At 66.5% G+C, this 16943-nt stretch carries 6 protein-coding genes and 1 pseudogene; 2 read left to right on the top strand and 5 right to left on the bottom strand.

Annotation, left to right across the window (positions count from 1 at the left end; translation table 11 throughout):
* Positions 1–34 precede the first annotated feature (34 nt).
* Positions 35–11398 (top strand): LWXIA domain-containing protein, encoded by an 11364-nt coding sequence (locus ACS7SF_RS19280; protein ID WP_439893754.1) that lies wholly within the window; start codon positions 35–37, stop codon positions 11396–11398.
* 104 nt (positions 11399–11502) lie between these two features.
* Here the strand turns inward: ACS7SF_RS19280 and ACS7SF_RS19275 are convergent, their stop codons facing one another.
* A complete protein-coding gene (locus ACS7SF_RS19275) occupies positions 11503–13035 on the bottom strand; it encodes a sensor domain-containing diguanylate cyclase (RefSeq protein WP_439893753.1) in 1533 nt (510 codons plus the stop codon).
* A gap of 64 nt (positions 13036–13099) precedes the next feature.
* Here ACS7SF_RS19275 and ACS7SF_RS19270 point away from each other — a divergent pair.
* Positions 13100–13235 (top strand): annotated as a pseudogene (locus ACS7SF_RS19270) (IS5/IS1182 family transposase); the annotation flags it as partial.
* Between the two features lie 14 nt (positions 13236–13249).
* Here the strand turns inward: ACS7SF_RS19270 and ACS7SF_RS19265 are convergent.
* The 4 genes from ACS7SF_RS19265 to ACS7SF_RS19250 are packed head-to-tail and all read right to left on the bottom strand — an operon-like array spanning position 13250 to position 16713.
* Positions 13250–14032 (bottom strand): lytic transglycosylase domain-containing protein, encoded by a 783-nt coding sequence (locus ACS7SF_RS19265; protein WP_439893752.1) that lies wholly within the window; start codon positions 14030–14032, stop codon positions 13250–13252.
* 11 nt (positions 14033–14043) lie between these two features.
* Positions 14044–14703 (bottom strand): type III secretion system export apparatus subunit SctR, encoded by a 660-nt coding sequence (gene sctR, locus ACS7SF_RS19260; RefSeq protein WP_426400061.1) that lies wholly within the window; start codon positions 14701–14703, stop codon positions 14044–14046.
* A 49-nt stretch (positions 14704–14752) separates the two neighbouring features.
* Positions 14753–15868, bottom strand: coding sequence for a type III secretion system cytoplasmic ring protein SctQ (gene sctQ, locus ACS7SF_RS19255; protein WP_439893751.1), 1116 nt, complete (start codon positions 15866–15868; stop codon positions 14753–14755).
* A complete protein-coding gene (locus tag ACS7SF_RS19250) occupies positions 15865–16713 on the bottom strand; it encodes an autoinducer binding domain-containing protein (protein ID WP_439893750.1) in 849 nt (282 codons plus the stop codon). Before ACS7SF_RS19250 ends, sctQ begins: the two co-directional genes overlap by 4 nt.
* Between the last annotated feature and the right edge of the window lie 230 nt (positions 16714–16943).

Here is a 16943-nt window from a genome sequence, read left to right as displayed (position 1 = left end):
GGCGAGCGCTCGTAGTCTGCCCAGGAGAACCGCAATGCTCAGAGCCATCGACGGCGGTGGTGGCGTCCCGACGCCGCCCCAGCCCATCCAACCGCCGCCGGCGCCCACTGCGCGCGATGTGTCCGATGCCGAGACGGCGCTGAAGAACGCGCTCCAGGGCAGGGCTCCGGACGATACGGCGGCACTGAAAGCCGCCATTGAGAAAATCCAGCAGACGCAACCCGGGGTCAGCCGCGAGGCGCTCGCGCGGGCCGCCATCCTGCTGCAGGCGGCACACAACGGCCCCGCACAGACCAGGGCGACCACGGCGCAACCCAAGGTCGACGCGCTTGAGCAGGCGGCTAGCCAGGTCGGCCTCACGCACGTGTTCGACAACACCACGCTGGACAGCGCCACGCATTCGCTGTCCGACAAACCGCTGGCCACCGACCAGGCTCCGCCCACGCAAGCCGTGACGCTGCAAGACGCACGGGCCGCCATTCAGGCGGGGCTCGACGGCGGCATGACCGAGGCCGAGGCCGTCAACGCAGCGCGTGCCCAGCTTGGCGGCAGCGAGCAAAGCGAGACGGTCCTGAGCGAAGCCGCCCTGACCATCGCCGCCGAAAAAGCCGTGGCAGACGGCAAGGTCCCGGCCGATGCGGACCCCATCCAGACTGCCGCCAAGCAGGACGTCTGGCTCAGCAATTTCTCCAAACCCGCCATCGACGACGCGGTGAAGGCGCTGCACGTTGCGCTCAAGCCGGCCGCCAACCTGGACGACACCGTCAAGGCCACCCAGACCGCCTTCGAGACCTGGCAGAAAGACAAGGCCGCCAATGCCGACGCAGCGACGCTTGCGCGTGACAAGCAGGCCTATCACAGCGCGTTATCCGATGAGCTGAACGCTGCCGCCGGCCAGCCCGACAGCCAGTGGCGTGCCGATCCACTCCAGGCCGAGCGGCGCCTGCTGGCCGAGCGCCTGGTCGCGCAACGCAATAGCGCCGCGAGTGCTACGCAAGGCACGCAAGGCGCACCTGCGGCGGCCGCCGTGCTGAACGACCTGCACGCCGCCGAGATCGTCGACGCGGCGCAGGCCGCCCGCGCATCAGGCGGGGCCGATGGCAATCTCAAGGCCGCGCAAACGCTCACCCAGCAGTTGCGCGGCGTGGCCAACACCGACCCGCTCTATGCGAGCGTCATGGACGACGCACGCACGCAGGACATCCAATCCGGCGCGCTGCAGGACATCACCCACGCCAGCGGCAAGAACCCGCACGACACGCTGGTGGCCGAAGGCAACGCGCTGTCACGCTACAAAGACACAGTGCTGTACAAGGGCCTCGTCAACTCAGTGCTGAACGCCGGCATCACGCACGACAACATCACCAAGGTGGGCACGCCAGGTGAGCTGCGCGACATCGCGGCGCTGCTCGAAGACGTACAACGCGCCTCGCCCGAACTGGCGCAGGCGCTGTACACGCAAAACCTGCAGGGCAAGATCGACAGCAAGATCAAAGCGGGCGACCCCGAGGTCTACGCCCCCTCCATGCAAACCCTGGACAAGCGCGATGACTACTACGGCCCCATCAGCCGCATCGTCAACGCGCTGGGCGGCCCGAAGAGCGACGGCGCAGCCCATGTCATGGGCAGCCTGAAGGCCTTCCTCTACAACGCGCAGGCCGACCAGGACCGCTTCAAGGAAAACGGCTACACGCCGCCCAGTACACCGTTCGACACGCTGGGCCTGGCCAAGGCCAACAATGCATCGATGGCGCCGTACCAGTCCATCATCGATGACGACCCGAACGGCGCGCTGTCGAAAACGCTGCAGAAGCACACCGGCCTGAAGCCATCGCCGCCCACGGTGCAGGTGGGGCCGGACGATGCGGCCCACCTATCCAAGGCCCAGGCGGCGCTGAACAAGGCGCTGGGCAGCGGCACGGCCGACGCGGCCGGCCTGCAGAAGGCGCTCGATGCGGCGCGCAACGACAAGGCCAACGCCGACATCAGCAACCGCACATGGGCCCAGGCAGCGGTGCTCGCACGTGCCCAGGCGGTGACCGTGGCGCGCCAGCAAGACAACACCGGCGACAAGACTGGAGACAAGCCCGCGCAGCCCCCTACCGACCCCATCGACCAGGCCACCAAGGACGTCAACGCCGCCCAGCTGTTTACCGAACAGGACCTGCAGGACGGCGTGAACGCCCTACGCAAGGGCACCTTGGCGGCAACGCCGGATGCCAAAACGCCCGACACGCAGCGCGACGGCGCCCAGCCCGACACCACCGCCCATCTGGGCCAGCTGGTGGCCAGCGGCATGACGCTGCCCGAGGCCATTGCCGCCACGCGAGCTTGGCTCGGCGGCAACGAACAAAACGAAGCGATGCTGACGCAATCCGCACTGACGGTGGCGGCGCAGCAGCACCTGGAGGACTACTACCAGGACCCGACCAAGGACCCCGTCGATGCCGGGGCCCAGGACCTTGCCAAGCTGAACCTGCTGGACCCGGACGTACTGCGCTGGACGGCCGGCATCATGAAGCAGGACATCCAGCCCGATCAGAAGGCGCTGGATGGCGCTGTCACGCAGGCCCGTACCGACTACGCGGCGTGGCAAGACGCCAAGGCCAAATCGGACAAGGCGCCCGACAACGCGGACCTCAAAGCCGCTGCCGCGCGTGCCCTGCAGTCGTATCACAACGACCTCGACCAGGCGCTGAACGTCGCCGCCGGCCACAAATCCGACGATGGCGATTGGCAGCTCAACCCCAACAACGTCGATACCCTGTGGAAAGCGCAGAACGCCGTCACCATGGCCGGCATTGCGCCCGAGATGGACGCTGCGCGCGGCACCGGCAAGGACTCGCCCGAGTTCAAGCAGCTGCTGACGAGCTTCCAGCAATGGCAGATGGGGCTTGGCGCGCAACAGGTGCTGCACATCGCCGCGCATGCCCTGCAGACCAACGGCGGCCCGGGCAAGGGCGACGCGGCGGCGGCCAAACGGCTCACGGGCCTGCTCGCCGGCATGCAGTCGGGTGACCCGCTGTTCGACCAGGTCATGGGCGACGCGAGCATCTCCGGCCTGCAGCAGCGCGCGCTGCAATCCATCCTCGACCATGCGCCCATGATGTGCATCGCCGCCAACAACGGCAGCGATTCGCCCCAGGGCCGGCTCACCGCCATGGGTACGGCGCTCGATACCTACAAGGGCACGATCTTCTACGCGCAGTTGCTGGACGACACGATCCAGGCACCGCAGACGCAGTCGCTGTTTCAACAGAGCGGTGCGCAGGTATTCGGCAAGGACAAGGGAGACCAGGCTAACGCCGCGGCCGATCAGATGAACGGCGTTGCGCCGGACCTGGCCGCTGCGCTGTACCACAGCCAGTTCCAGGGCAAGCTGGATGTGACTGACCTGAAAGCCATGTCGCGCATCTACGCGGCCGCAGGCGGCGCACGCAACCAGGACATGACCGACCTGCGCAAGCAGATCGAGGGCCTGATGCTCAAGCCCCTCGACAAGGGCGGGCTGGGCACCGAATCGGTGGATTCGCGGCTGAACACGACGTATTTCGTCGGCGGCGACGGCATGGCCGTGGTCACCGGCCAGGATTTCGGCCTGGGAGACGTCAAGGACGGCAACGTCCCGATGCAGCTCACGCAGGACATCCTCGGCGACAACATCGGCGACGACGTCAGCAAGGAGATCCGGCGCGAGACCGGCTACAAAGATGCCTCCAAGCCGCCGGCGCCGGTCAGCACCGCCCCCAACCTCCCCAATGCCGCGAACGCAAGCCCACGGCTGCAGAACGACCTGCACTGGGCGCCCGACACCGCCGGCGTGAGCTCGGGCACCACCGCCGGTGTCACGGCCAGCGGCAACACCATCGGGCTGCCCTGGCAGGACGGCATGCACACCGTCACCAGCCAGGCCGAGGTGTACAACGCCGTGGGCCAGGCATATGGGCTGGACCCGACGTACACGGCACGCACGCTGAGCGACCAGCAAGCCATGGCCGACGGCCAGTTCAATGAATACAACGGCAACGAAGTCGTCTACGACCACAAGGGCCACAAGACCACACTGGCCCAGGTGGCCAGCCAGCTCATGCACGGCGAAGGCGTGAACACGCCCAGCGGCTCCACGCCCGTGACGCTGACCTCGCTGTCGATGCAGTGGTGGGACAACCGCGAGGGCAAGGGCGACGCCAAACGCCTGGCCATCATGGAAGGCATCGGCACCGACGGGCGCTATATCGACGTGGGCCCGGCCGATACCACCGTGCGCAACGGCTACGGCGACTGGGAATCGCACAGCGGCCTGGATCGCGGCCTGCTGATCGCCCAGCCGCACTGGGTGGTCGATGCCAACGGCAACCTGATGACCGGCGACGGTTACTGGAAGACCTACAAGCCTGACGACCACTGGTACAACTGGGAGCACCTGAAGACCGACCTGGAGATCGGCCTGACGGTGGCGGCCGGCATTATCACCACCGTCGTGCAACCCGAGACCGCGGCGCTGTGGGCCGTGGTGCTGTCGAACCTGGCCGATGCCTACTTTGCGGTGACCGCTGTAGCGGGCGCGGCACAGTCGATCAAGGCGCTGTCCACCGCCAAGGGTCGTGACGACCCGTGGAACTGGGTGGGCCTGGGCGCCAACGTGCTGGGCGGCGCGGCGGGCGTAGGCGGGCTTGTCAACCGCACGGCCGTGGCCGCAGCGCGCGTGGGCGCCTACAACGCCGACTTCATGGAGGCGATCAACGCGGTGCGCATCACACGCGGCGCCAGCGCGGAAGATGCCGCGCGCATCAGCCTGCTCAATGACAACCGCTGGGCGTTGCGCCCGTTCCAGAACAACCTTACCAACGCCATGCTCAGCCGCGCGCTGTATGGCTCGCCCGCGGCAACCGCCAACGCGGCGCAACGGCTGAATGCCGTGTTCGGCGTCACGCGCAACCCGGGTGTCGTCGCCGATCTCACGCAGGGCACGCTGCGCCTGCAGCGGCTGAATGAGGCCATTCCGCTGCTCAACCGGGCGGACGTGCTCGCCAGGCTGCCCGCACGCCTGCGCCGGCTGGCGGGGTTGCAGTTCCTGGGCGGGGGCGCCCTCGCTTATCGACTGATGGGCGCCGGCGCGCTCAATACCAACCTCGCGGCCATGCTGCATCAGGGGCAATCGCTGGCAGGATCCAACGGCCAGGCCACGGGAGAAGACTGGGTGCAGTTCTTCACCTCCGCCGGGCTCATGGGTGCCGGTATGGGCGTGGCGCGCCAGCATGGCGCATCGCAGCGGCAGGCCTACGAGGCGGCGGCAGCCAACCTGGCGGCTTCGGGCACGCGCATGCCGGGCGTGGCGCCCGACCCGGGCAGCACGCCGGTCCAGCGCGTGCTGCCGGAGCTTGGGCCGCGTGGTGCCGAATCGGCATTGGAGTCCCAGCAGGCGTTGCTTGCCAAGGTGCAGGCAGACGGTGCAGGCAGGGGAGATGGTGCATTGAGCAACAACGAGGTGTACCGCTTGTACGCCCGCACGGGCGGCGTCACCGGCCCGGAAGACACCATGCCGGGCGACTTCTATTTCCCCCGCCTGATCGCACTGGCCGAGCAGCGCCCGGAAGGGGCCTACACCGTGTCGCAAGCCGACGGCGCCTTCGTCGACAGCACCATGCCAACGGAAGGCCGCGCGCGCACCACGTTCTATCACTTCCTGCGCGAGGATGGCTTGGTCGACCCGGATGCCGTTACCGAGCGCGTCTACGTCAACGCAAAGACGTCGCATGTGCTCGATGTGCTCGACTTCCTGGTGCGCGGCGTGGTGGACCAGCCTGGCCACTTCCCGGGCGTCTATGCAGCCAAGGCGTCCGGCCCCGACGCCGCCGGCCCGCGTGCCGACAACATCGTCGTGTATGCCACCGACCGCGCAGCCGTAGACCGCGTGGTCGAGGCGCTGCGCCATTACCAGCAGCAGCATCCGGAGCACTTCCACGACACCGTGCCGTCGATGACCGAGGCGCAGTTGCGCGGGGTGTCCACCGCGGCGGAACCGGCCCCCGCGATGGTCGACCGGCTGCTGCGCGCCATCGACCGATTTGCCGCCGGCAACACGCAATTTGGCGCCACCGACATCGGCCGCACGCCCAGCGCGGAACAGAGCTTCGGCAGCATCCGCGCCTACGCGATCTCCTTGGCCCAGCACGACACCGTGCTGGCGCAGCAGGCCGCCGCGCAATACGGCATACCGTTCGATTACAGCGCCGCGCTGCAGAAAGCCACCAGCCGGCGTTTTGCCGAGATCGGCATCGACCCCACCAACCCGGCGCGCAACCTCGGCGGCCCCGTGGAACGCCCGGCCGGCTCGCCCGACTACAGCGGGACCGGCACGCAATACCGCCCGCAGGACGGCACCTACCAGACCACGCCCGCCGACCGTGTGACGATGTCGTTTGGCGGCGCACCGCTGCCGCCCAGCGCCCACGCACTGATTGGCGCCTCCGACACACTCACGCGCCAATTGCGCCTGCTGCAGAACGCCGGCTGGACGGTGCGCCTCGGACGCGCCAGCCGGGGCTCGGCGGTGGATGCCGAGCGCAAGACCATCACGCTCGACCCCAACGTGCTCGATGCCGAGGCGCTTGTCTACACGCTGGGCCATGAGGCCGACCACGCCGTAAAGATGGAGCTCAATCTGCTGGGCCTGCAACGCCACAGCGAGGCCAGCTACGTGCAGACTGCCCTCGCCGCCGAGGCCAGCGCGCAGGGCAACGCCTTCAACGTGCGCGACGAGGTGCTGGCCGCCACCGGTGTGGACATTGGCGCCCGTGCGCAGATGCCGCAGCCGCTGGAACAGGCCTATGCGCAGTGGGATGCCAACAACCCCGAGGCCTACCTGCGCCTCGCGCAGACCCTGGGCAGCATGCGTCCGTCCACCGCGCCGGACCAGACCTACGCACAGTACTACGCTTCGCACTGGAACGGCGCGGCGCCCGGCACACCGCACATGCCGGCTCCGGCGTCGGCATCAGCATCCAACGCCCAAAAGGCCGCCGCGCAGGCCGCCGAATGGCTCGACGTGAAAGACTTGCGCACGCTGCGGCACGTGCCTGGCACCGAGGTGCCCAGGCTGAGCGATCTGGCCGGCAAGGCCGGCAGCAACACCGTGTTGATCGCGCTCAAAGGCAGTAGCCAACCAGGCAGCACGCCCACCATCGTGGCCACCACGCAACTGCGCGACGACGGCACCTTCGCGCCACCCCAGGCCGTGCGCGGCAGCAGCGTCCCCAAGATCGTCAAGCGCGCTGTGCGTGGCGATAACTCTGCGATGCACACCGCACGCAAGGGCGTCGATTTCTACATCAGCCCCGTGTCGTACGAGCGGTTACAGGCCTTTGGCGGCCCCTCGCGCATCAATAGCGATGACGGCTCGCATGTGCTGTCGCCCGCGGCTGACAAGATCAAGACCGAGGTCGTGGCCGATATCCAGCAGCTCGGCACGGCCAAGCGTTACAAGAGCGTGCAAGAGGCGACCAGCGCCGCGAAGAACGACAACATCATCTACGTGATCGACAAGAAGGGCGGTGCGCCAAAAGGCTATGCCACGCGTGGCACCGACGGCACATGGACATACCACGTGGATGCACCGATGGACGGCGCCACCGTGCCCGAGCGCAGCCTCGAAGCCGCCTTTGCCAAGCAGCAGGCGCACGGCGCACGCACACTGCGCAGCGCGCCGCGCGGGGTGCGCTTTGTGGTGAGCTCGGTGCAGCCCGAGACAGTCAAGGAACTGGGCGGCTTCCTTAAGCCGCGCACGCTCTGGAAGCAGGCTGAATACGGCATGCCGGCCTTCAAGCCGGGCGAAATTGCACAGGCCGCCACTACACTGAACAGGCAGGCCAACGGCGGCTTCCTGCGCGGGCGCGCGGCGCAGCTTCTGCAATGGCGGCAGCGCACGCTGGAGGCACCCGTCACGACCGGCACGCCGCTGGAAGCCTCGGCTCACGGCTACGCCGACACGCGCATGCTGCCCGAGTCCGATGCCTATGCGCTCGACTACAGCGGGGCGAACATCGTCCATCTGCGCAACCTGGTGAAACAAGGCAAGCTCGAAGCCGGCACGCACTACATCTACGTCTACAAGACAGCCGACAACGCAGGCGAGCTGGGCGGCCATACACCGACCGGCCGCCTGGAGCCTGACGGAAACAGCCTCATCTGGTATGGCGACTGGAATAAGGCAGCCGCGCAGGACAACGGCACCCCAGCCAAGGAATTGGCCATCGGGCACGACAGCTTTGGCGCGGATACCCACTTCCTGCTCACGCGTCTGCCGCCCGATCAATTCGAGGCATGGCAGCGCAGCGGAACCGGCCTGGAGATTGGCGTGTACCAGCCGGTGCTCTCCAGCACCACCACGGTGGCGCTGCCGCCCGACGCGCCCAAGCTGGGCAACCTCACCCGACCTTTGGACGCGGTCGAACTGCTAGCCGGCAAGAAAACCGACCCCTATGCCGGCAACGTCGAATTCAAACCCGTCACGGAGCAGGCGCCCGAGGTGGTGATGGCCGATGCGCAGCTCTGGCGCAAGCTCAAGCTCAAGCTGCGCGTGGCCCGTGACGTGGCCGCCAACACCGTGTCGCGCCGCGTGCCGTTCGCGGGCAAGCGCGCTGCACAGCGGTTCTCGGCGGCGGCCACGGCAGACCGGCACATGGTCAACACGTTCCTGCGGTCGGAGTTCCCGCTGCAGGCGCGGCTAGCGCCGATGGGCCGGGCATACCGCCTGCGCGACGACCCCGCCCGCGCACTGGCCTTCATCAAGAAAACGGGCGGCGCCATGCCTGTGATCTCGCTCGTGGTCGACCCGTATTCGCTGCGCGCCGCCGTCGGCAAGCGCCAGGACCCAAGCTTTGTGCAGGCCGCCAAGCAGATCGACGTGAACAACGCCACCATTGACCACGCGAACGCACAGATCAAATCCGGCAGCGGCGTCGATCAGAAGAAGCTGTTCCTCGACGATCTGCACCAGTCGCGTCTCGACAAATGGCTCGACCTGTCGTCGCAGACGGGCGTGGTCATCCGCCTGGAGTTCGCGCCGTCGCGGCCACTGATCGGCACCAACGGCCACTTCACCGCGCGCACCAATGACGCGTACGACAACCACGTGCGGCTGTTTTCGATGCTTGAGAAGTGGGGCGCCACCCACCCCGATGCGCCGCAGCCCCACGTGATGGTCAGCTTCCACGGCTGGGATACGGTGCTCGAGCCGGTGCCGGGCGGGGGCAATGCCAAGCTCGTCGAACAGGTGCTGGAGCGGCCCACGCTGCCCTGGGTGCATATGGGCGTGTCATACGCCACCAATGGCGCCGACGCCATCGCCAACGAGCGGCTGAATACCGCCGTCGCCGACATGGTGCTGCGCTTCGAACGCGACGGCGCACCCACCCAAGGCCGGCTGCATGGCGACGATGCGCTCACGCGTGTGTTCGAGCGCCCGTCCAAGAGCCAGTACGACGCGCAGAACCAGGTGCTGCTGGCCGAGATCGCGCGGCTGGGCAAGCAGAAGTACAACCTGTCGGACAGCCAGGTCAACGCGATCATCGACCGCGTCTTCAACGGCAACACGAGCGCGCTCGTCAATCGCGCCCGCGCCACCGAAATCGCCTTTGCCAAACCGGTGTGGGAAGCCAAGCGGCGCCTGAGTCCGACAGAAAAACGCGCCAATCAGTTTGCCGACCAATGGACGACCGAGATGGGCGTGGCTGCGCGCCCCGCGGGCGCCAAGGCGCTGCCGGCATTGGCCAGCAACCAAGCCAACAACGCGGCCACACCCCTGCCCACCTGGCGGGAGATGGTGGAAAACGAAAAAGCCCTGTCGGTGGACGCGTCCGGCGAGCCGCAGAGCGCGGGGCGCGTGGAAACCACGCAGACCGCCCGCAAGATGCTGGTCAAACCCGAACAGGCGTCGGCGGAACTCAATGCGCTGGGTGTGGAGGGCGCCAAGCCCAAGCTCGGCACGCGTGCGCGCGAAGTGGTGACCGTGGGCGCCTCCGTGGCAGGCGGCGCGGGCGCGGTGCTGATCGGCATACCGGGCACTGGCGCCAATACCGTTTCTCTGGCCGGCAACCCATCCATGCTGCTGCTGCGGATCGGACGTTCGGCGCAGGTGCTGCATCAGGCGACGATGGCGACCATCGAACGGGCAGACCCGCGTGTCTTCAGCGAGGCCACGCAGACGATGGTCGACCGGCTGGTCAAGGCACTGCCAGACCACACGTCGGAAAAGACCGTGCCGGCCAACCTGGCAGAGATCGAGGGTCGTCTGCGCACGTTCGTTGCCGAAGCCAACTGGAGCGTGCACAACATCTACCAGCGCCTGGGCAATCGGGAACTCACACGCACGCAGGCCGGTGAGGCCACGCAGGCCGTGTCGGCCGATCTGGTCAAACAGATCCAGGCCATCTTCAGCGGTACGGGGCTGCAGCAGGTGCACCTGGGGCACCCGCGCACCAAGCTCGGCTATTGGGGCAGGCAGATCGCCATCGGCGGTTACAGCGCGGGGCTGGCCTCGTATGCGCATGCGATGGCGACCAAGGCGTGGACACTGGCGCACGATTCGGCCATCTGGTACGTGCTGCCCACGGGCGGCACAGTGGCGTCGATCGCGTACACCACGGGCGTGCTGCTCGGGCGCGGCCGCAACATCGACATTGAACAGCGCAGCCGCACGGTGCGCGGGCTCGATATCTCGGCCGACACGCTGGCCGCTACCGGCGGCCTACTGCTTGGCGCTACACAAGTGATGGGCGGCGACTACATCAAGGGCGTGCCGATGCTGCTGTCGTCAAGCGCACTGGGGCTCTCGCGCTTCAGCTCGCACTTCCCGAATGCCTCGGAGTTCGTCAGCAAGCACAAGATCGCCATCGCGCTGCTGCCGCTGTCGGCGTATGCATTCAACCTGATCAAGCCGCTGTTCATGCAGGACGACAAGAGCAAGCGCCCGCCCGGCACACCGGCTGTCACGCAGTCGCCGAGTGCATCACCGAGTGCATCGGCATCGCCTTCGGTATCACCGTCGCCATCGGTCTCGCCGTCCGTGCCGGTCGCGCCGTCTACCACGCCTTCACCGTCGGCCAGCACGACTGCGCCCTCAACGAGCCAACCGCCCAGCACGTCCGCCACCCCGCAACCCTCGCCCACGCATTCCGAATACGTGGTGCAGCCGGGCGACACGCTCGACGGCATTGCCGATCGGTATCGAACCCCGTTGTTGCACGAGGCGCACGTCTCCGATGCGCAGCGCCAGACCATGTCGGATGAGCAGCAGGTCGAAGCGGCCCTGGCGCAGTTGCTGCAGATCAACCCGCAGTTCGCGCATCGCAATGTCGGGCTGATCCACCCGGACGAGCCTATCGTGATCGTGCCGTGAGCCCCGTCCCCGAATTGCCGCGTCGGGGTTTCCAGCTGCCAGCGGGGGGGCAGCCAGCGGGGCGCAGCGCCTCATATGGGAAGACGGCCCAGCCAAGCGCTCGTCTACACCAGATGTGGCTCTGACTGGGCCACCATGTTGCGCCCCGCCGCCTTCGCGTCGTACAGCGCTTGATCAGCAGCCCGGATCACGGCGCTGACGTCGACGTCAGCATCGGGCGTCCACGCTGCGGTACCGATGCTTGCCGTCACCCGCCCATAGCGACTCAGCGCATGCTCAATGCCCAGATCAGAAATCGCCGCGCGGATCTTTTCGGCCATCGACACTGCGCCTTCCGGCGGTGTATCGGGCAGAACAATCACAAACTCTTCACCACCGTACCGTGCAGCGCTGTCGCCGGGCTGGCGAATGTTCTCACCGATGCATTTCGCGACGGCCGCCAGGGCATCGTCGCCGGCCTGGTGCCCATAGGTATCGTTGAAGAGCTTGAACCAATCGATATCGACGAACAGCAGTGACAGCACACTGTGGTTTCGCTTGGCGCGCCGCCACTCCTGGTCGAGGATTTCCCCAAGCGTGCGCCGATTGTTCAGCCCCGTGAGCCCGTCGGTACGCGCGAGCAATGCCAGCTCCGATTCCGCACGCATCCGGCGCTTGAGTTGTACCCCGAATGCAACGGAAAGACCAACGAACCCAACGGCCAGCGCGCCCATCACCGATGCGATGACAAATGCACGATGCCGCCACGCAGCGTAGATGTCGGAATGCGCCTGCGCCACCATGATGATGAGCGGCAGATTCGGGAGGTTCTTGAAGTAGTACTGCCGCTCAATGCCGTCAATCGTCAACGTATCCGAGAAACTTCCTTCGGGTGCCTGCAGGAACCGCTTGAACGTACTGGCGTTGCGAATATTGCGCCCAATGACTTTCTCGTCGTAAGGCTGGCGCATGATCATCGCGCCGTCCCGGCCGATCAATGCAACTGATCCGTGCGGCCCCAACGAGAGCGCGGCGAACAGCTTGCGAAAATAGTCGAGTTGCACGGCAATCAGTACAACGCCCGCAAACGATCCATCGGGGTGCGAAAGCCGGCGACTCAGCGGAATGCTCAGCGCCCCGCCACGCAACCGCGAGGCATAGGGGGCGCCAACATAGAGGCCGGCGTTCGGATTGTCGCGATGCACCTTGAAGTACTCCCGGTCCGAGAAGTTCCCCTGCCGTGGCAAGTCGTTGGCGGCATCGATGACGATATTGCCTTGCGCGTCCAATACCAGCATTGACCCTAGATATGTCGCCGTCGCGGCATGATCGAACAGGGCGAAGCCGCGCAACCGGGGCGACGCGGCCGCTACTTCAGGATCATTCACACGGTCGACGACGGCTTGCAGCGACAGGGCATAGAGTTCGAAATTTCGTTCGATATCGCGCTCGGCAAGCAAGGCCAGGCTGCGCGAGGTAGCGGACGCGTGCGCCATCGCGTCCAGCCGGCTCTGGTACAGCACGGTCGCGCAGATCGACACCATCAACAGCGCCACCGCCGCACCCGCAATGACAATCGCGCGGGGCGCCGTCAATCTCCGGTAGTCCCACTGGCCAGAAAGCCATCGCAGCGGGTTGATCTTGTTGCCGTCGGTCACTGTTGCACCCGATTTGTCCGGTCTGTTAAGAAGCCCTAGAGACCTGCGGCAACAGAGCCGCACTCGCTGCAACGCCTGCACGACGTTCTTGATCGTGGACACGCAGAGCGTGAAGACCGCGGACAGCGGCGGCGCACAAGGGCGGTGACGCGGGCAAGAAGGCTTCGGGCTTCAAGCACTATATCGCAGTGCCAGGGCAGTGCGTTAGCCGCACTTAGCGCGGCAGCGCTACGCAGCGCAGGCAGGACGGACCATCGGCGCGGTTGCACGCAATGATCATCACTTGCCGTCCGTTCTGACCGGTGCACGCGCTGCCGGATAGCACTCTGGGCTGTTGTTGCGCTGATGCCGATGTGGAAGCGGCGCGTGGCGGTCTTGGGGCCGGCGCGCCGCCGCCGGCGGGCACCACGGGAATCGGCTCGATACGCCCCTGACCCGCATCGGGCGCGATGGCGGGAACGTCCCCTGCGTTGGCGACGACTTTCTGCACATAGCCGTGGCGAAAGCCGGTCTCGAAATTGCCGCTGTAATAGCACGACAGGGCGGCGCGCAGCGCCTGCTGCTGATCGCCATAGCGCGGCAGCGAGCGCGCAAAGCACTCGGCGAGGATGGTGCCGCCCGCGCGCAGGTTGCGACAGGCATCGAAAGCCGTCTCAATAGTTTCGCCAAAGCGCGCGAGGTTATAGCGGTTGACCTGCCCGAGCCCAACGCTGAAGTTGTAGCCCTGGCGCTCCAGAGAATGCGCTGTCGCCACGGCTTCTTCCAGCGTCGCCGGTTGGCGCACCAGCCTGCCGCCGACCACGCCAATCGCGTAGGGGTTGTAGGCAGACTCCGTGCGCACCAGCGCTTCGAGTGTCAGGCGATCAACGCGCGGCGCGCACGTCGCGGCCAGCGTAGCGAAAGTGCGCGCGTCGATACGCGGCCCGGCCATCGCGGACGTGGTCACTATGCAGGTGGTGAACGCAATGGCGGCAACAATGAAGGCATGCGCACGCATGGTCGCCACCGCTATCGATAAGACAGCACGAGCCCGTGCACCAGCACCGACCAGCCGTCGAGCATCACGAACAGCAGCAGCTTGAACGGTACCGAGATGGTGGTCGGCGCGATCATCTGCATGCCGAGCGCCAGCAACAGGTTGGCGACAATCAGGTCCACCACCACGAAGACGATGTACAGCACAAAGCCCACCTGGAACGCCTTGATCAGCTCGGTGAGCGTGAAGCTCGGCACGAGCACGGTCAGGTCATCGTTCTTGAGGCCGGCGGCACGCTCCTTGGGCCAGATGCTGGTGGCCGATTTGACGAAGAAGTTGCGCTCGGATTCCAGCGTGTGCGCCTGCAGGAATTTCTTCACCGGCGGCTGCGCGGCATCCAGGACGGCGATTACGTCATCCACGCTCATCTGGCTGCTCAGGTTGAAGTTGCGCCCGCGCAGGTTGTCGACCATCTCCATGCCGACCGGCGCCATGATGAACACGGTCAGGATCAGCGCGATGCCGTTGAGTACGATGTTGGGCGGCACCTGCTGAATGCCCAGCGCCGAGCGCAGCAGACCAAACACCACCACCAGCTTGGTGTAGCTCGTGACCATGAGCGCGGCAAAGGGCGCGATGCCCAGTGCCGCCACCACGGCAATCATCGCGACGGGATTGGGCAGGTTTCCCATGAGGCGTGTCGAATGTGGGGGATGTTGTTCTTGTGGAGGTGCCAGGGCGTTATGCCTGTCCGGGCGCTGGCTGGCCGATGAAGCGCGAGACGCGCACACCCAGCCGGTTGCCGACGGCAATCAGGTGGCCTTCACCGACTGGCGTGCCGTTGGCCAGGATGCGGATGACGGCCTGGTTGAGCGGCTGTGCCAGCTCCATGACCGTACCGGGCCGCAGCGCGCGCAGTTCGGCCAGCGACAGGCGGCGCTCTTCCAGCTCGAAGGTGGTGACCAGCTCGATGTCGTCCAGGCTGTCGGTGGGTAGCGCACGCGCAGGCCCTTCGGTGCCGGATTGGGTGCCAGAGTGGGCGCCGGATGGAGCGGCGGCGTGTTCGGTTGTCATCGGTTTTTCCTCCACGTTTTCCACGACGATGCGGTTGCCTTGCACTTGCCCGAACACGCGCAGGTGTAGCCGGCCGCGCACGCGTGCCACGCAGCGCAATGCGTCGCCCGCGGCCAACCACTTTTCGATGCGGATGATGTCGCCCAGCGCAATGTCGGCAAAGTCGCGGCGCGACAGAAAGGTGGCGCCCAACTCAAAACGCAGCGGCACCTGTGTGCCCATGAAGGCCGATAGCGGGATGGGCTCTACGGCGAGATCGGATGGACACAGTTCCGGCAGCACCTGTGGCGAATCGAACAGCAGGCCGGCGCGCGCCTGCCACGGCGAGGCATCGTTCTCGGTGGGCGCTATGGTGGGCTCCGCATTGCGGCGGGTCATCAGTAGCTGCAGTACGTCGGGGCGGTCCAGCCGCACGTCGGGCGGTGCGCTATCGGGCTGCCATGTGAGGGCGCGCCCGCTGCGTTGTTCGATGGCGCGGGTGGGCGGGGCGAGGGCATCGGCCAGTACGGCACAGCGCAGGGCTTGTGGCACGTGCGCGTCTGCGGCGTCGGCCAGCCAGGCGCGCTCTGCGGCGGCATCGAGCAATAGCCACCCCGGCGCGTCGCCCAGCGTGAAGCGATAGGCCTGGGCGGCAGTCTGCACCGTATGGGCTTCGCAACGCGCTTCGTAGGGGGTGTCCCCTACGGAAAACGGTAGTGCCGCACGCGCCAGATACAGGCGCGACAGTGTCCGCGCCAACGCTTGGTCGACGGCCGAGAGCATGCGGGCGTCCAGCGTATTCATGTCATGAACATGCGGCCGGCCATGTAGGCGAGCTGCACGCGGTTTTGCGCGCCGTACTTCTTCTTGAGCTGGCGCAGGTGGTAGTCAACGTTGTGGGGCGACATGTTGAGCTGCTCGGCAATCGCCTTGTCTGACAGCCCACTGGTGATGAATTCCAGAATCTGCCGCTGCACTTGCGTGAGGGCGCGTGCGTGCGTGTCTTCGTGCAGTGGCTTGGCGTGTTGCATGAGGAATTCATGCACACCGAGCCCCACGGCGTAGGCCTGGCCGACCACGTTGTCGGCAATCCAACCCTTGGCGTTGTTGCCCGAGCCAAAACAGATGACGCTGTGTTCCAGGCTGCGCGGGCTCACCACGCCAAAGCTGATGCCACTGCGCAGGCCGGCGCGCTCGGCGTCTTGCAGGAGGCGGTGGAGGCGGTCGGTGTCGGCGGGGGCAGTTGGCGTGGCACCCAGGTCGGCTAGGTCCCACACCATGGGCCACTCATGGCGCAGGGCAAAGGCCAGGCGGGGGTCGACTTCAAAGTAGCGCTCATCCACGTAGCGCTTGGGCCAGTTGGGCGGGGAATAAGCGCGGAAGTACAGCACGCGCGTAATCGATTCACCAATGCGCGTGAGCCGGTAGTAGCAGAGCCAGTCGAAGCCGATGCTGCGCAGGACGGCGCGCAATAGCAACTGTCGTTCCTGGGCGCCGTGCGCGGCCCGCAAATCCTGCGCGGTCTCCGAGAAGGATTCGGTCCGTGCCGTGGCGCCCAGGCGGATCGATTCCGCATCGACCACGATGTGTTCTTCGCCAAACAGGATCGGCGCGCGGACATCGCCGGCACCCACATTCGAAGCAGTCAACCGGGGCCTCTCGCGTGGCAAGTGAATGCACTTAATGTAGTGGTGTGCACACGCCGCGATGAACTACAGAAAAACGTAGTCGACCCCGAAATTTCGTGGGAGTTTGACCGCGCGACTACGAGTTTCAGCGTTGAGCCGAGTCGCCCACCGCCTCTACACTTTCCGCAGAGGAAGCGGGCGCCTGAGCGCGCCCGCCGTCTACGGAAATTCGTGGGCCGACGGCCCGAAGG

The sequence above is a fragment of the Ralstonia sp. 25C genome (assembly GCF_051904805.1).
Classification (GTDB): domain Bacteria; phylum Pseudomonadota; class Gammaproteobacteria; order Burkholderiales; family Burkholderiaceae; genus Ralstonia.
Note: the sequence above shows the minus strand (reverse complement) of the source record. Positions and strands in the feature narration are given on the sequence as shown.